Annotated in this window: 15 protein-coding genes, 1 tRNA gene and 2 pseudogenes; 15 read left to right on the forward strand and 3 right to left on the reverse strand. The window is 59.2% G+C overall.

Annotated elements, in window-relative coordinates; all coding sequences use genetic code 11:
- Positions 1–126 precede the first annotated feature (126 nt).
- On the reverse strand, positions 127–852 hold the full coding sequence (locus AC1RNA_RS02345; protein ID WP_492951168.1) for a DUF1223 domain-containing protein: 726 nt from the start codon (positions 850–852) through the stop codon (positions 127–129).
- A gap of 172 nt (positions 853–1,024) precedes the next feature.
- Positions 1,025–3,745: an aconitate hydratase AcnA gene (gene acnA / locus AC1RNA_RS02350; RefSeq protein WP_048757567.1), complete on the reverse strand. Its 2,721-nt coding sequence runs from the start codon at positions 3,743–3,745 to the stop codon at positions 1,025–1,027.
- Positions 3,746–3,963: 218 nt separating this feature from the next.
- Here acnA and ccmA point away from each other — a divergent pair, with 218 nt between their 5' ends.
- The 13 genes and pseudogenes from ccmA to AC1RNA_RS02415 all read left to right on the forward strand — a co-directional run bounded on the left by ccmA (position 3,964) and on the right by AC1RNA_RS02415 (position 14,125).
- Positions 3,964–4,566 carry a heme ABC exporter ATP-binding protein CcmA gene (gene ccmA, locus AC1RNA_RS02355; protein WP_009341240.1) on the forward strand — a complete coding sequence of 201 codons (603 nt, stop codon included), beginning with the start codon at positions 3,964–3,966 and terminating at the stop codon, positions 4,564–4,566.
- Positions 4,563–5,231 (forward strand): heme exporter protein CcmB, encoded by a 669-nt coding sequence (gene ccmB, locus AC1RNA_RS02360; RefSeq protein ID WP_009341239.1) that lies wholly within the window; start codon positions 4,563–4,565, stop codon positions 5,229–5,231. Before ccmA ends, ccmB begins: the two co-directional genes overlap by 4 nt.
- An 83-nt stretch (positions 5,232–5,314) precedes the next feature.
- Positions 5,315–6,046, forward strand: a complete 732-nt coding sequence (locus tag AC1RNA_RS02365) for a heme ABC transporter permease (RefSeq protein WP_009341238.1) — start codon at positions 5,315–5,317, stop codon at positions 6,044–6,046.
- A complete protein-coding gene (ccmD, locus tag AC1RNA_RS02370) occupies positions 6,043–6,222 on the forward strand; it encodes a heme exporter protein CcmD (RefSeq protein ID WP_009341237.1) in 180 nt (59 codons plus the stop codon). The genes AC1RNA_RS02365 and ccmD overlap by 4 nt, the downstream gene beginning before the upstream one ends.
- Positions 6,219–6,809 carry a DsbE family thiol:disulfide interchange protein gene (locus AC1RNA_RS02375; RefSeq protein WP_492950080.1) on the forward strand — a complete coding sequence of 197 codons (591 nt, stop codon included), beginning with the start codon at positions 6,219–6,221 and terminating at the stop codon, positions 6,807–6,809. The genes ccmD and AC1RNA_RS02375 overlap by 4 nt, the downstream gene beginning before the upstream one ends.
- 152 nt (positions 6,810–6,961) lie before the next feature.
- Positions 6,962–7,327: a ComEA family DNA-binding protein gene (locus AC1RNA_RS02380; protein WP_048757572.1), complete on the forward strand. Its 366-nt coding sequence runs from the start codon at positions 6,962–6,964 to the stop codon at positions 7,325–7,327.
- 220 nt (positions 7,328–7,547) lie between these two features.
- A tRNA-Ser gene (locus AC1RNA_RS02385) sits at positions 7,548–7,637 on the forward strand.
- 282 nt (positions 7,638–7,919) lie between these two features.
- A complete protein-coding gene (locus AC1RNA_RS02390) occupies positions 7,920–9,485 on the forward strand; it encodes a site-specific integrase (protein WP_492950081.1) in 1,566 nt (521 codons plus the stop codon).
- A 14-nt stretch (positions 9,486–9,499) separates the two neighbouring features.
- Positions 9,500–10,288 (forward strand): AAA family ATPase, encoded by a 789-nt coding sequence (locus AC1RNA_RS02395; protein WP_492950082.1) that lies wholly within the window; start codon positions 9,500–9,502, stop codon positions 10,286–10,288.
- Positions 10,275–10,619 carry a hypothetical protein gene (locus tag AC1RNA_RS02400; protein ID WP_492950083.1) on the forward strand — a complete coding sequence of 115 codons (345 nt, stop codon included), beginning with the start codon at positions 10,275–10,277 and terminating at the stop codon, positions 10,617–10,619. Before AC1RNA_RS02395 ends, AC1RNA_RS02400 begins: the two co-directional genes overlap by 14 nt.
- Positions 10,616–11,704 carry a hypothetical protein gene (locus tag AC1RNA_RS02405; protein ID WP_492950084.1) on the forward strand — a complete coding sequence of 363 codons (1,089 nt, stop codon included), beginning with the start codon at positions 10,616–10,618 and terminating at the stop codon, positions 11,702–11,704. Before AC1RNA_RS02400 ends, AC1RNA_RS02405 begins: the two co-directional genes overlap by 4 nt.
- 328 nt (positions 11,705–12,032) lie before the next feature.
- Positions 12,033–13,178: pseudogene (locus AC1RNA_RS02410) on the forward strand (IS3 family transposase).
- A gap of 239 nt (positions 13,179–13,417) precedes the next feature.
- Entirely contained in the window at positions 13,418–14,125 is a 708-nt protein-coding gene (locus AC1RNA_RS02415) for a methyltransferase family protein (protein ID WP_492950085.1), read from the forward strand.
- A gap of 153 nt (positions 14,126–14,278) precedes the next feature.
- Here AC1RNA_RS02415 and AC1RNA_RS02420 read toward each other — a convergent pair.
- Positions 14,279–14,908: pseudogene (locus tag AC1RNA_RS02420) on the reverse strand (IS3 family transposase); the annotation flags it as partial.
- Between the two features lie 29 nt (positions 14,909–14,937).
- On the opposite strand from AC1RNA_RS02420, the gene AC1RNA_RS02425 reads away from it, so the two are divergent.
- Complete coding sequence (locus tag AC1RNA_RS02425; protein ID WP_492950086.1) at positions 14,938–15,249, forward strand: cytochrome b; 312 nt, start codon at positions 14,938–14,940, stop codon at positions 15,247–15,249.
- A gap of 297 nt (positions 15,250–15,546) precedes the next feature.
- A complete protein-coding gene (locus AC1RNA_RS02430; protein ID WP_492950087.1) occupies positions 15,547–16,863 on the forward strand; it encodes an NRAMP family divalent metal transporter in 1,317 nt (438 codons plus the stop codon).
- The last annotated feature ends 38 nt before the right edge of the window (positions 16,864–16,901 follow it).

Raw genomic sequence — 16,901 nt, forward strand, 5'->3', positions numbered from 1 at the left:
CTCCGATCCGGGAAACGACTAAAGGGCCGCTCTCCCCGGCCCTTTTATTTTGCCTGAACGAATCGCACAGCCTCTCGCCCGCCTGGCTTCACGCCCGCGCGGCGATGGTCTCGCAGCTATGGGAGATCAATTGGTGAGCGAGGTATAGGCCGCGCCGAGCATCGGGCCCGGCCTGTCGCGCGTGCCAGCCTGCACATAGGCTGCCGCGGCATCGACGCCTTCACGCGAGATGTTTTCCAACGGCACCGACCAGGTGTTGGCGGTGCCGTCCCAGTCGCCGACCTTGAGCACGTTGCGGACGACGTTGTGATAGACGATCTGGTGGCCGCTGTTTTCGCCACGGCCGATCGTGATCGGAACCGCTTTCGACACCGCGCAAATCCACACTTCGGCATGATGACCGGCGGATGCCGCCACCGAGACGTTCAGGTAGTGACCTGCCTTGGAGAGCTTCACCGGCACGCTCATGATGCCATGCTCGCCGTGGCTCCTTTCGAGCGCCGCCTCGATGCCCTTGCGGTCGCTGCCGAGCACATGCCTCACGCCATTGACCACCACTTGCGGCGTATAGACGTCGCGGTCGCCGCGCACCGCGGAATAGGCTTTCTGCCGCGCGGAGAAACGCGAGTCCGCCAGCGTGTCCTTCCAGCCGAGATAGTCCCAGTAATCGATCGGCAGGCTGAGTGCGATCAGCGAAGGGTCCTTCGCGAATTCGCCGAGGAGCTGGTCAGCGGGCGGACAGGACGAGCATCCCTGCGAGGTGAACAATTCCACCACGCCCCGAGGATCGCCGGCGTCCGCAGGGGTTGCCATCATCAGCATGCCGAGGACCACCGCGGACCCGGCGCACAATGATGCGCGCCGGAAGGCCAATGTGGCGATGGGCTCGAAAGGCGTCACCTGCAATCCTCAACCGAAGCGGCAATACCGCTGCAAATCCGCCTCGTCTTAGGCTTTCTTGCAGCCGAATCGCCACTCACGTCGCGGTGAGCCACTTCACAGTTCGTTGTGTGCCGTAAAGGCATCACGCCGCAGCGAGATTACGCAGAACGTACTGAAGGATGCCCCCGTTGCGATAATACTCGAGTTCGTCGAGCGTATCGATGCGGCAAAGCAGCGGAACCTCCTGCTTGGAGCCGTTGTTCGAGACGATCTCCGCAATGAGCTTCTGGCGCGGCTTGAGATCGCCCGCAAGGCCGCGGATCGATACTTCCTCGTCGCCCCTGAGGCCGATCGAGGCCCATGATGCGCCATCCTCGAAGGTCAGCGGCAGCACGCCCATGCCGACGAGGTTGGAGCGATGGATGCGCTCGAAGCTCTGGGTAATGACCGCGCGCACGCCGAGGAGGCGCGTGCCCTTCGCAGCCCAGTCGCGCGAGGAGCCGTTGCCGTATTCCGCGCCCGCGAATACCACCAGCGGCACGTTCTCCTGCTGGTACTTCATCGCGGCATCGTAAATCGACATCTGCTCGCCGTCTGGCCAATGCTTGGTCAGGCCGCCTTCCGGAATGTTGCCGTCGGCGCCCTTCAGCATCATATTCTTGATGCGGATGTTGGCGAAGGTGCCGCGCATCATCACTTCATGGTTGCCGCGGCGCGTGCCGTACTGGTTGAAGTCTGCCGGGCGCACCTGATGCTCGGACAGATACTTGCCGGCAGGCGAGGTCAGCTTGATCGAGCCCGCGGGCGAGATGTGGTCGGTGGTGATCTTGTCGCCGAACATCGCCAAGATGCGCGCGTTGACGATATCGGTGGTCGGCTCCGGCTGCATCTTCATGCCTTCGAAGTAAGGCGGATTCTGCACGTAGGTGGAGCTCATGTTCCAGCGATAGGTGTCGCTCGCCGTGGTCTTGATCTTGCGCCAGTTGGTGTCGCCCTTGAACACGTCGGCGTATTTCTTCTTGAAGATCGTCGAGGTAACGAACTTCTTGATGAAGGCGTTGACCTCTTTCGTGGTCGGCCAGATGTCCTTGAGGTAGACCGGCTTGCCGTCCTTGCCGGTGCCGATCGGATCGACGGCGAGATTCTTGGTCACCGTGCCAGCCAGCGCATGGGCGACAACGAGCGGCGGCGAAGCGAGATAGTTCGCCTGCACGTCCGGCGAGACGCGGCCCTCGAAGTTGCGGTTACCCGACAGCACCGCCGAAGCAATGATGCCGTTGTCGTTGATCGACTTGGAAATATCCTCCGGCAATGGGCCGGAATTGCCGATACAGGTGGTGCAGCCGAAACCGACGAGATTGAAGCCGACCGCGTCGAGATCCTTCTGCAGACCGGAATTGGCGAGATATTCGGCCACGACCTGGCTGCCCGGCGCGAGCGAGGTCTTCACCCATGGCTTCGCTTTCAGGCCCTTGGCCGCCGCCTTACGTGCCAGCAGACCCGCCGCCATCAGCACGCTCGGATTCGAGGTGTTGGTGCAGGAGGTGATCGCCGCGATCACTACGTCGCCATGACCGAGATCGAACTTGCGGCCCTCGACCGGGAAACGCGCATCGGCATCCGGCTTCTTGTATTCGTTCGCCATCGCGACGGCGAAACCTTCCGCCACCGCAGGCAACGCAACGCGCCCTTCCGGACGCTTCGGGCCGGCGAGCGAGGGCACCACATCCTTGAGATCGAGCACGAGCTTCTCGGTAAACACCGGATCTGCTGACGTGGCGGTGCGGAACAGGCCCTGCGCCTTGGCGTATTTCTCAACGAGCGCCACGCGATCGGCCTTGCGGCCCGAGGTCTTGAGATAATCGAGCGCAGCCTTGTCGACCGGGAAAAAGCCGCAGGTCGCGCCATACTCCGGCGCCATGTTGCCGATGGTTGCCTTGTCCGCGACCGAAAGATGATCGAGGCCGGGGCCGTAGAACTCGACAAACTTGCCGACCACGCCCTGCTTGCGCAGCATCTGCGTCACGGTCAGCACGAGATCGGTTGAGGTCACGCCTTCCTTCAGCTTGCCCTTGAGCTTGAAGCCCACGACGTCCGGCAGCAGCATCGACAGCGGCTGGCCGAGCATCGCGGCTTCCGCCTCGATGCCGCCGACACCCCAGCCGAGTACGGCGAGACCGTTGACCATGGTGGTGTGGGAGTCGGTACCAACCAGCGTATCGGGATAGGCGACCTCGAAGGTGCCGGTCTTCTTGCCGATGGTCAGCTTTTCCTTCCGGGTCCAGACCGTCTGCGCCAGATATTCAAGATTGACCTGATGGCAGATGCCGGTGCCGGGCGGCACCACCGAGAAATTCGAGAACGCCTGCTGGCCCCATTTCAGGAATTCGTAGCGTTCCTGGTTCTGCTTGTATTCTTCCTGGACGTTCTTGGCGAAAGCCTTGTTGTCGCCGAAGAAGTTGACGATCACCGAATGGTCGATGACTAGATCGACCGGCACCAGTGGGTTGATCTTCTGCGCATCGCCGCCGAGCGCCTTCATCGCGTTGCGCATCGCCGCGAGATCGACCACGGCGGGCACGCCAGTAAAGTCCTGCATCAGCACGCGCGCGGGGCGGAATGCGATTTCATGCTGGAGGGTTTTCTTTCGCGCCCACTTCGAGAAGGCGACGATGTCGTCTTTCTTGACGCTGCGGCCATCTTCGTTGCGCAACATATTTTCCAAGAGCACCTTCATCGAATAAGGTAATCTGGAAATGCCTTTCAGGCCGTTCTTCTCCGCCGCCGGGAGGCTATAATAAACGTAGGTCTTGCTTCCGACCTTGAGGGTTTTGCGGCTCTTGAAACTGTCGAGGGAGGGCATTAGGCGGGGTCCCGATCTAAAAGGATGACATCACGCAAACACGCTCCGCCGCCTCGGAAGAGGCATCCGCTTTCCACGGTATGGCATTGCGGGCTGCACCAGACGCGGGTTTATAGAATCTTTCCAGATTGCGCGCCACACGACATTGGTCTTTGCCTTATGCAGTTCTGTAATGGCGGCGCGCCAAATCTCCCATATTGTGGAATGGATTGTTTTTGATGGGGCTTTCCGGCCGAGACATATCGTGTACCAGAGGCAGTCGCTCGGTTTTTACCGGCGTCAGTTTTGATATTGCAGCCGGCGAGGCACTCGCCATTACCGGCGCGAACGGTGCGGGCAAATCGTCGCTGCTGCGTATCCTCGCGGGGCTGCTGCCGCTCGCCGGCGGATGCATTCATTATCAGGAAAGCGCTCCCGAAGTAACTCTCGCCGAGCAGGCGCACTATCTCGGCCACCGCGATCCCTTCAAGCCCGCGTTGAGCGCGCGTGAAAATCTCACATTCTGGCAGCACTATCTCGGCAGCCCCGCTATGGATATCGAGCAAGCCTTGATGTCGGTTGGGCTTGGAGCCATCGGCCATTTGCCGGCAGGCTTCCTGTCGGCAGGACAGAAGCGGCGGCTGTCGATTGCGCGTCTCATCGCCGTGAAGCGGCCGATCTGGCTGCTCGACGAGCCCGCGACGGCGCTCGATGCTGCAGGCCAATCGGCTTTTATCACCATCATGCAGTCACATCTCGACAGCGGCGGCCTGATTGCAGCCGCAACCCACGTCCCGCTCGGGATCGCCACACGCGAATTACGGCTGGGAGCACGCGCATGAGCGCCTTCCTCGCTCTGATCCAGCGCGATCTGCGGATTTCATGGCGGCTCGGCGGTGGCGGCCTGCTAGGCGTGCTGTTCTTCCTCAGCGTCGTCGTGCTGATGCCGTTCGCACTTGGCCCCGACGTGCCGCTCTTGAAGCGGATCGGCCCCGCCGTGCTGTGGCTTGGCGCCATGCTCGCGAGCCTGCTCACGCTCGACCGTCTTTTCACCGCCGACCAGGACGACGGCTCGCTCGACCTTTTGCTGATGAGCGAGATGCCGCTCGAGATGAGCTGCCTCGCCAAGGGCCTCGCGCACTGGCTCGCCACCGGCCTGCCGCTGATCGCCGCAACTCCGCTGCTCGGCGTGCTGCTCAATCTCGAACCCGAAACATCCCTGTTCGTGGCGCTGACGCTACTCGCCGGCACCCCCGCCCTCACATTCACCGGCATGATCGGCGCGGCACTCGCCGTGACCATGCGTCGCGGCGGCCTGCTGCTGGCGGTGCTGGTCCTGCCGCTGTCGATCCCGGTGCTGATCTTCGGCGTCGCCGCCTCCAACGCCGCCATCGCGGAACAAGGCCGGTTCGGCGCACCTTTCTCTATCCTCTGTGCGCTGACGCTCGCGGGCTTCATTATCGGCCCGCTCGCGGCCGCGGCCAGCCTGCGGCAAGGGCTGGACTAAGTGCTGGATTAAATATGATCCAGATCAAAATGTTATTCATGGACCTCATTGCGCCGCTACCGCCGCATCGCTAAAACGCCGCCATGTTCCTCGCCCGGCTCGCCAATCCCTCGCGTTTTATGGCCTTCACCGCCCGCGTCCTGCCATGGCTCGCGATTGCGACCGCGCTGTTGCTGGCGCTTGGGTTGTACCAGTCATGGACCGCGCCCGACGACTACCAGCAGGGCGCGACCGTGAAGATCATGTTCATCCACGTTCCCAATGCGTGGTTGTCGATGTTCGTCTGGATGGTGATGAGCGTCTCGGCGCTCGGCACGCTGGTGTGGAAGCATCCGCTGGCCGATGTCGCCGCCAAGGCCGCAGCGCCGATCGGCGCATCCTTCACGTTTCTCGCGCTCGCCACCGGCTCGCTCTGGGGCCGGCCGATGTGGGGCACCTACTGGCAGTGGGACGCGCGGCTCACGTCCGTGCTGATCCTGTTCCTGATGTATCTCAGCCTGATCGCGCTGTGGCGCGCGGTGGAAGATCCCACCCGCGCGGCACGCGCCGCCGCCGTGCTGACGCTGGTCGGCGCGATCAACATCCCGATCATCAAGTTTTCCGTGGAGTGGTGGAATACGCTGCATCAGGGCGAATCCGTATTCCGCATGGGCGGACCAACGCTCGACCGCGCCTTCCTCATTCCACTATTCACGATGGCGATTGCCTTCACGCTGCTGTTCATCACGCTGCATCTCGCCGCCATGCGCAACGAGATCCTGCGGCGACGGGTACGAACCCTGCAGATGATGCAGGCCGACGGACGCGCCTCATGAGCGCACTCGGACCCTATGCGGTTTTTATCGGGACCTCCTACGCGCTGGTCGTGCTGGTCGTCGGCGGCCTGATTGCGGCCATTGCCGCGGATTATCGACGCCAGCAAACCGAACTGCGCCGCCTTGAAGCCAGCGGCGTGACGCGGCGATCCGGCAAGGCCTCCGAACAGACATGACATCCGAACTGAACCAGCCTCGTTCACGACGCTCCTGGCTGCTCGCTCTGCCGCTTCTGGTGTTCTGCGGGCTGGCGGTGATGTTCTGGTTCGGTCTCCGCGAAGGCGACCCCTCGCGAATTCCGTCAGCTTTAATTGGCCGTCCTGCACCTCTGACGTCTTTGCCGCCGGTGGCGGAATTGGCTCGCGACGGAGTGTCCGTTCCCGGACTCGATCCGGCCGCGTTCAAGCAGCGGGTGACGGTGGTGAACGTGTGGGCCTCGTGGTGCGTGCCGTGCCACGACGAAGCGCCGCTGTTGATGAGGCTCGCGCAGGACAAGCGCATCCAGCTCGTCGGCATCAACTACAAGGACGCACCCGACAACGCCCGCCGCTTTCTCGGCCGCTACGGAAATCCGTTCATGGCGGTCGGCAGCGACGGCAACGGGCGCGCGGCGATCGATTGGGGCGTCTACGGCGTGCCGGAAACTTTCGTGATCAACCGTAAGGGCACGATTGCCTTCAAGCTGATCGGTCCGATTACGCCGGACAATCTCGAGACGGTGCTCAAGCCCGAAATCGAAAAGGCGCTTAACTCCGGCGCATAGAATCTCAGCGCGAGCGTTGCGGACATCCGCACCATCCTCCCGCAAAAATTATTTTCGCGATTTATCTGCCGTTCATTTCAAGGCCACAGCGCGGCCATGAATCGTCCGCTCACTCGGAGGTGTTACCAACCCCGTCCCGGAGGACGCTTTCGATGCGATACTTCAAGCCCGTTTCACTAACCGCCGCCTTGCTCGCGCTCGGCCTTCTCGCCACGCCTTCTTTCGCCCAGTCCACGCAGCCCGCGCCCGGCACGACCATGGCGCCGAAAACCGCGCCCGTCTCCACACCGAAGTCGGACAAAATGGCGCCGAAGGCGGCCGCCCAGAAAGAGCTCATCGACATCAACTCGGCGAGCGCCGACGAACTCAAGTCGCTGAAGGGCATCGGCGACGCCTATTCGGCGGCAATCATCAAGAACCGTCCTTACAAGGGCAAGGACGACCTCGTGCACAAGAAGGTCATTCCGGAAAAGACCTATGCCGCGATCAAGGGGCAGATCATCGCCAAGCAGAAATAACGGGGTTGGCCTCTAACAGGACAGAATCCTGACTCGGTTGTCCGAAAACCCGATGAAAGCCGTCCATGTTGCCCGCAGGGCCTCCATGGGCGGCTTTTGCTGCGAATCGGGCCTCGAATCTGACGGAAAACCTCAAAAACGAGGTGCCATGACAGCTTGAGTCTGGAGCAAACCTCGCCTAAAAGTCGGCCCGACCGACGGCCCCGCGCCGGACATTGCCGGAGAGGTGGCAGAGTGGTCGAATGCACCGCACTCGAAATGCGGCATAGGTGCAAGCCTATCGGGGGTTCGAATCCCTCCCTCTCCGCCAATTTCGTGTCCACCTGAGCCCTCAAGGCAAGCCCCTGTAAGATCAGGATTTTCCGTACGCTGCGATGCCTCAACAGAGGCAAAAAACGTGCGTGTATCAGTCAAAGTACCACCCAATGTACCAGCGCAAGCTGGCGCCGGAAGCGCCAGCGATCCTCCGACCGCATCGCGCCGTTCGAAACCGCCGCGCCATCTGACCCGCACACCATCCGGCTGGCGTTTTCAGCTGCGCGTCCCCACCGCACTCGTCTCCCCAAATTTGCGACTTGCAGGATCGTCTCCGATGATCCGCGCGCAGCTTGGCCCGATGGCCAGACGCGACGCCCGGCGAGCCGCAGAACAGCTAGCCATGGTGTGTCGTAGGATTTTCGACGATGCCGCCCGCAAACGGAGAACAGCGATGGAATTGGGGCAGACAGACAACAATGATCGAGCTCTCGCCGAACAGGTGGTTGCGGCCTGTCAGGCCGCGATCGCACGCGCGATCAAGCAGCCGAAATCGGCGATCGGCCTTGCCCGCTCATTGAGTTCGGCGCTCACCTCGCTCCAGCTCATCGAGAGCGAAGTAGGCAAAGGTGCCGACGGCGCACAGGCTGTAGTTTCCAATGCCGATGAATTGACGCGCCAGGCATTAACACAGGTCCTGTTGCTCGCGCCAAATCCGTCACAAGCGAAAAGCGCGCTTGCCAACATGACAAGTGTGGCGCCCCCGCTAAAAATATCGTCTGCGTTGTCGGCTTCCAGTTCTAGAACGACAAAGCTGATGACCTTCGGTGAAGTATCACGTGCTTATATAGACATGCGCATCGCGAACGATGGTGAAAATCACCCAGATATCAAATCGCTCGAATTGCGAAGGCAGACTTTCATTGATCTTTGTGGGGATCGTCAGATCGGCGACTACGGCCCCGCGGACTTGCAAGACTACGTGACGCGAATGCAGTACTGGCCTGCGAACGTCACAAAACGATCAGGTATATCGCGCGATACCCACGCCATCCTTGCAGACAACAAAAATCTGGCACAAAAACCGCTCAGCAAAAAAACGATGCTGGATGGGTACGTCGCCAATATCAAAACCATGGCGCGATTCCGGATGTCCGACGACAACTATCGGGATCCCTTTGCCAACGTCAAAATCAGATGGCCAAAGACATACGGTACTTCAGCAATCCGGGAAGGTATCGACGACGGCGTACTAAACAAAACATTCGAGAATGGCATTGCCTCGGGCCTTCTTGCCTGGGCCATTCTGCCGCTTCTCGCAAAACTGACCGGGCGACGCATCGGTCTGCTGGCCCATCTGCAAGGCTCCGACTTCAGAGAAAAGCACGATGTGATGATTGCACAAACTGCGGCAATCAAGTGCGTCGAGGGTCGCTGGCAACGGATTCCAGTCAAAACACATGAAAGCACCTCGTTCTTTGTGCTGCACGATATGCTTCGGCCATTCTTTCAATGGGCGCGCCAGCAGGATGGCTGGATATTCAAGGCCCTTCATGAGCACCCAAACGCGTCGAAATATGCGTCGAAGGAGATGAATAAGCTGCTGCGCCGATCCGGAGCGCGCGGCGCAAACATCGAGGTGTTCCATTCGCTTCGCGGAGACATGCTCGACGATCTGCGCGTCACAGACGTTGACGCACGAGCCCGTCGATTACAAGCGGGGCACGAACTCGGTGATGTGCACGATGAATATGGATCTCGCGCCCTGAGCGCGGTCGACGCAAAGCGCATCGCCAACCGTCAACTACCGCCAACAATCGATTGGGCTGTATTTGAGGGGCTGGATTTCGACACCCTCGCCAAGGCACGCCCCAAAAAGGGCCGTCGCAGCAAGACCAAATAGGAGGCATAGCGGCTATGTCTCCCTTGGATTTAATCATCGCCCACACGACGCGATCAGCAAAGAAGCCATTGGCTAATATTGGACCCCTAATGTCCTCGTCACCCGCGGCCGCCGCGAACAGCACTCCTGATTCCTGCAAGCGACGGCGACTGACAATCGTCGCTTGCACTGGGAAGGGCGGATCCGGAAAGTCGACCACGACGATCAATCTCGCCGTGATCGCGATCCAAACGGGCTATCGCGTCGCAATCATTGATGCTGATCCTCAACAGTCAGCCATGTGCTGGCGACGCGCTCGCGGAAAAAGCGACATTCCAGTCGTCGCCTGCAACCCTACACGTCTCGATGACGCCGTTGAAAAAGCCCGCCGTGCCCACATTGATATCCTCCTGATCGACATGCCACCCAACCTGCAGCATACGGCGGCTGCAGCGCGCTTTGCTGATCTCGTTCTCGTGCCAACTCGCACTTCCCTATTCGACGTCATGGTGACGCAGCGCTTGGCCGCAATACTATCTTCCACAACTACTCCATATGGCATTTTGATCAATGCTGCCGGACCTATTCGGTCCGAAGGCGAAGCGCCGGCGGTGCGAGAAGCACGCAAGGCGCTAGCCGCCCACGCAGAGCACGTTTGGCAAGGACAGATCACCCATCGCGTGATCATCGCTGCCGCGTTGATCCACGGCATGAGCGTCATTGAAGCCGCACCGAAGGGACCGACGGCGGAGCAATATCAGGCTTTATGGAGAACTGTCCGCAGGTCACTCAGACTCAAAGAATGCCCGCATGAAAACACATAAGCGCACGATGCACGAGGCCATCGAGGCAACGCACGTCGGCTTCGAGGAAGACTCGCTCGGTACAGATCAAGGCGCAGAGCAGGCAATGACCGGCGATGGGCGGTGCGGCATCCTGATTCGTGTTTCGCGCGAATTACGCGACCAACTGAAGATTTTGGCCATCTGCCGCGGGACCACCATGCAACACATCATGCTGGAGGCTATCGTGGAACGCCTGGAAGATCGCGCCTCGCCTCCGGGCGCATCCTCCAAGTCCGCTGGCTCTAGACCATCAAGGCGGGCCGACAAGATAGACCTAAATGGGCCCACAATAACGAGGCATCAGACATGAAGGCGCTCGATCTCATCACCAGGGCCAAGGCCTGCAGTGATCTCGTTCCCCAACGTGAGATCAGCGAGCGGACGCTAATTTCGTATTTGAAAGAATTCGGCAGGATGTGGCGCGCGGGCCATCTCGATCCGCTCAAGGCGGGTATCGCACTCGATACCTACTACCATCGCCGCGCATCACTCCATGCCGGCGGCAAGAGAATGCTGGATCATTTGGTCAAACGCCATCTCGATGCTGCCGAGCGCCAAGATACGGACGCTGCCCACCACTGGACACAAAAATTGCGTGACGCACTCGAGCGCATAGAACCGGCCTTCGCTCTCGAACCGCCAGCGTCAGCCGATATCTTGCCGTGGAAGCGGCCACCATCGCGCTGGCATCAACTGAACGAGACTGGTCGAAAGCGCGGTGCGGGCAGCAAAAAACACGTCTTGAAACACTTGCCAAAAGATTGGGACAAGCATCTCTGGGATGCATCAGATGACAATTGGATGTATCGCGACGTGCTCGCTATTCACTTAACAGTTCCGGTGCGGCCGGAAGAGCTTGTGCCTTCATTACGGCCTACAGGATGGTCAGCGGGCATCACAGTTGAACTCAACGAGGCTTCCCACATTGCCGTGACCTTCCTGCCGGCAAAATCACACCGAGGATTATATGGCACCGGTCGCACGATGATCGTGATTAACCCCCAGCTAGCCGAGAAGCCCGCCAAATATCTCGCCGATCGATGCCGCATGTCCGGCGGGAGCTTCGTTATCAGCACGAATTCTACGAATCCCTTTCGGAAAGCGCTCGCAAAGCTTGGCCAGCGAGCACTTCCCAATTGCTCCCGGACGATCACAGCATACGTTTGCCGCCACCAGCTTCTAGCAGATTTGAAAGCTACTTTCGGTGGCGGCGAAGACGTGGCCCGGGCAGCAGGCCACTGCACCGACCGTACGCAAGCGAGATATGGAAATTTTCAAAATGGCCGGAAACGCAATGGCTATCTAAGGATCACTAGCGATCGCACGCCCTGCTCCCACAGTGTCAGTCGGGTTCGCAATCTCCAAAACGAGAAAAACATGCGCCCTCACTCATGAGCGAAATACTCTTGCAAGGAGCCGTCATTACTACCCGCCGAAGTACAAGGCTCGGCTACGGTGATAATGTGAATCATCGTGAGGGAATTCTCTTGCAGAGCCTTCTTGGTTATCACGATGCCAGATCGCTACCGAAGCTCTGGAATCTCGGCTGTGGTTCTCGGCGCCGAGGCTGGCGCCCCGCTTAGCGCAGCGGTCGCTGACTCAAGCAGCCCCTACCGAAACGGCCCACCGATGCGTCGCTATCGTGCACCGGATGGCAGCGTTGATCTACCCCCTTTGAAGTGGCCCCCCCTGAAGTATGATTTTCGGATGGAGGATAAAATCGATGGCGAGGAAGAAGCATACAGCTGAAGAGATCGTAGCGAAGCTTCGGCAGGTTGATGTGCTGATGGCACAGGGACGGCAAGTAGCAGACGCAGTCCGAGCGATAGGCGTGACGGAAGTAACCTACTATCGGTGGCGCAATAAGTACGGCGGCCTGACGGGCGATGAGGTCAAGCGCTTGAAAGAGCTGGAGACTGAGAACACTCGGCTTCGTCGCGCGGTGTCGGATCCGACGCCGGACAAGCTGATCTTGGCGGAGGCCGCAAAGGGAAACTTCAAAGCCCCTCCCGACGCCGCGCGTGCGTCGATCACGTGATGACCGAGCTTTGCATCTCCGAGAAACGGGCATGCCGAGCGTTGGGCCAGCATCGATCGACGCAGCGCAAGACTCCGACCACGCCCGATGACGAGGCAGCTCTAACTGCCGACATCATTGAGCTTGCCCGCCAGTATGGCCGCTACGGATATCGCCGGATCACGGCGTTACTTCGCAGAGCCGGCTGGACGGTGAACAAGAAGCGTGTTGAGCGGATCTGGCGGTGTGAGGGGCTGAAGGTCCCTGCCAAACAGCCTAAGCGCGGGCGTCTCTGGTTCAACGACGGCTCGTGCATTCGCCTGCGGCCAGAGCGGCTCAACCATGTCATGTCTGGTCCTATGACTTCGTCGCTGACCGCACCCACGATGGTAAGGCGTTCCGGATGTTGTGCATCATCGACGAGTTCAGTCGTGAGAGCCTGACCATCCGTGTCGCACGGAAACTCAAGACCACCGACGTCATCGAGGCACTCTGCGAGTTGTTCGTCTCGCGGGGCATCCCTGCGCACATACGTTCAGACAATGGCCCTGAGTTCGTCGCCGAGGCGCTTCCGGATTGGATCGCCACCGTCGGAGCCATGACCGCTTACATCGAACCTGGAAGTCCATGGGAGAATGGCTATTGCGAGAGCTTCAACGGAAAGCTGCGCGATGAACTGCTCAACGGCGAGATCTTCTACACATTGAAGGAAGCCCAGACCGTCATTGAAAGCTGGCGCCGCCACAACAACACGGTGCGTCCACACTCATCACTGGATATCGACCGCCAGCACCCGAAGCCCTCGTCTGGCCAGCACCAGAGGAGATAGTCAAAATGCAATCGCTAAACTAACATTCCAATCGGACCACTCTGTGGGGGCGGGTCAATAGGTCCTCAATTTCGACATCGCGCCAGCACTGTATTTTTTAACACAATCAACCCAAACCGGATTGCCTTGGTCGAAGAGCCATCGGAGTCTGGCTCGATCACTGTTGCGGCCTGAATTAACTGCACATTAGAACCATTGGCCTAAAGTGCTTTTAACTGCGCACCTAGTCGGGTGATGCGATACAGTTAGCTGCGAGTCCTAAATGACGGTTCAGTTGGTCTTCTCGCGCGCCTCATGGCAACCATTTCTGGCGCGTTGGCGTGGTGTCCTAGCTAACACTGGCGCTCCAACGGTTCTGTCGAAAAAAGCTATCATGCTTGATTTGACCGAGCGTATCGTTATCATAGCGTTATATGGTCGTTTCGCGTACAAGGTGCTGCTTAACTTCGCAGACTCGCCCGGCCTCATTACAGCTTTGCTTTTCGTCTCTGAAACGGCTCCGTTTCTTTTTATATTGATGCGAACTCCCTCAACGACGTTGTCGCAACGGCCGTCAGACTGGCTATTCGGCCTGGCGGGAACGACTGCGCCCATGCTCATCGAACCGGCGCTTGAAAGCCCATTGATTGCGCCCTCCTTGTGCCTCGCAATCATCATCTCCGGGATATTTCTTCAGGTCTCAGGAAAGCTTATCTTGGGGTTTAGCTTCGGAGTGGTCGCTGCAAATCGAGGCGTGAAGGTAAGCGGACCTTATCGCTTCGTTCGTCATCCAATTTACGCCGGGTACACCGTCACCCATGTCGGGTTGCTGCTAGCGATGCCGTCGGTTTTGAACGCGGCTCTCTACACCGTGGCGCTCGCACTCCAAATCGTCCGCATCCGACGTGAAGAGCGCATCCTTGATCAGGATCAGCGGTATCGCGATTTCTCCGTACGCGTTCGATACCGGCTATTGCCCGGAATTTTCTAGATGCGGTCAAACTGCGTTCGCCGCCAGTCCGATCCCAAAGGACTTAATCAGAATGTGTGGAAGTGCCCGTGTAGAAAGGGGTTCCATCACATTCATCGGTTGTTATGCCTTGATGGGTGGTAACGTCTGACCTGCACCCCTGATTGCCCTCGTTTATAAGTAGACTCTGTTCTGGTTTTCGCCCCTGCTGGAGCGGATGGCGAACTCGGTCGATGTAAGCCCGTTGAGGCTCGTGTGCGGTCGGGTGGTGTTGTAGTCGATCCTCCAATCCTCGATGATCTGCTAGGCCTCGTTGAGGTTGGCAAACAGGTGTTCGTTCAGGCACTCGTCTCGCAGGCGGCCATTGAAGCTCTCGACGAAGCCGTTCTGCATCGGTTTGCCCGGCGCGATGTAGTGCCACTCGACGCCGAACTCCTCCTGCCAGGCTAAGACGGCGTTCGAGGTGAACTCGGTGCCGTTGTCGCTCACAATCATCTGCGGACAGCCTCGGCTTTCGATAATCCGATCAAGTTCGCGCAGCACCCGCAGAGCGGTCAGCGACGTGTCGACGACCAGTCCCAGGCATTCCCGGGTGAAGTCGTCGACCAACGTCAGGATACGGAAGCGTCGGCCGCTGACCAGCGTGTCCATCACGAAGTCGAGCGACCAGCGCAGGTTCTGATCCTGCGGGATGGTCATCGGCGCTCGCGTGCCCAATGCTCGTTTGCGGCCGCCGCGCTTGCGCACCGACAGCCGTTCCTCCCTGTAGAGCCGATACAGCTTCTTGTGGTTGATCCGGACCCCTGACGCGTCCGGTCGCGCCAGATACTTCTTTGTCGGCATGGCAGCGCAACCTCTCGGAACTGGTTCACTGGCTGCTCTATGCGCTCGTCCTTGCAACGACGCTGAGCGGATGGCTTTTCGCTTCAGCGCGCGGATGGGCGGTATCGCTGTTCTTCACCATCCCGTTGCCGATGCTAACCTCACAAAGCTCGGTACTCATCCAGAGGATCGATGGACTGCATCAGATCCTGGAATGGACGTTGCTCATCGTAATCGGCGTTCATGTGGGTGCGGCACTCATACATCTGCTAGTTTACCGGGACCGCGTTGTGCAACGGATATTGCAGGGCGAACCTTCATAGCAACGAGAAGAGGTTAGCCGACAGTACCGAGCACGCCGCCGATGTGCTGCTGCGCGCCAGCGCTGGGCACTTGTCATCCACCTCTCTCATCACGGAATCAAAGCTCGCGTGATCCAGATAAGTCAGAAAAAGAATCTATGGCTCTGCGCTGACAAATAGGGAAAGCTCACTATCATCTTTTGGTCATGGGAGCCTACCCGATGTGGTTGGAATTCATCTTCGGCGGCACGACCGAATCGGTGCTGAACTCGTCGAAGATACCCGTTCTCGTTTCCCATTAGCGTAAGGTGAAGCGCCGTGCAGTTGTCCGGGGATAGCGACACCAAGCCTCAGCGCGTGAAGGCTTTTCAAGTCCTTTGGGAGCGTCTGAAGGAGCATCCGTTGTCGCGGCTCGGTCCAGGGCTTATTACTGGCGTGGCCGACGACGACCCGAGCGGCATTGCTACCTATTCACAGGCAGGGGCCCAATTTGGTCTCAACATGCTCTGGACAATGCCGCTAGCCTACCCGTTGATGGCTGCGGTACAAGCGATGTGCGCGCAAATCGGACGGGTCACCGGAAAAGGACTTGCCGCCAATATTAAGATCGCGTTCCCCCCGATCGTGCTCAAATCCGTCGTTTTTTTGTTGTTGATCGCAAACACACTCAATATCGCGGCGGACGTTGCAGCGATGGGAGAAGTCGCCGAACTCGTCAGTGGTGTCGATCGGCACTTGATGACGGCGATTTTTGTCCTTGGAACGTTACTGCTTCAAGTCTTTGTGCCATATCATCGGTACGTGTTCTTTCTGAAATGGCTGACGCTATCGCTGTTGGCCTATGCCGCCGTCCTGTTCACAGTCCATGTTCCCTGGGGCGAGGTGGCGTTGAGAACAGTGTGGCCGAAGCTAACGCTGAATTCTGGTGCTGCCGCCGTGATCGTCGGTGTCTTTGGAACGACGATCAGCCCATATCTCTTCTTCTGGCAGGCATCGGAGGAAGTGGAAGACATGCATGCTAAACTGGGTGCCGCGCCGCTTTTGCGGGACCCCGCTGCCGCGTCGGCAGAACTTCGGCGCATTCGATGGGACACCTGGAGTGGTATGCTCTATTCTAATGTCACTGCCTATTTCATCATCCTCGCCACGGCCGTCACGCTGAATGTGGCGGGGATTACCGATATTGAGACAGCGGCGCAAGCTGCAAGCGCTTTGCGACCGCTGGCGGGGGATTTCGCCTTTACCCTCTTTGCGCTTGGAATCCTCGGCGTCGGCCTGATAGGCGTACCCGTACTTGCTGGTTCCGCTGGCTACGCCTTGGCCGAAGCAATGGGATGGAAATCGGGCCTTGAACGAAAAGCGGCAGATGCGCGCGGATTCTACGGCGTCATCGCGGTCAGCGTGCTTGCAGGGCTAATCATTCAGTATTCGCCGATTAGCCCAATGAAGGCACTCTTCTGGAGTGCCGTCATCAACGGAGTGGTCGCGGTACCATTGCTGGCGGTGATAACGCTGATCGCATCGAGAAAATCGGTAATGGGAGATTTTACGTCAAGTCGATTCATCGTACTCCTTGGCTGGATCACCACGGTCGTTATGGGCGTCGCGGCAATGATGATGTTCATGCCGAGCTAGAGATGCACGCATGAACCGAAAGAGCAGTACGGGGCGAC

The sequence above is a fragment of the Afipia sp. GW821-FHT14H12 genome, from assembly GCF_058803465.1.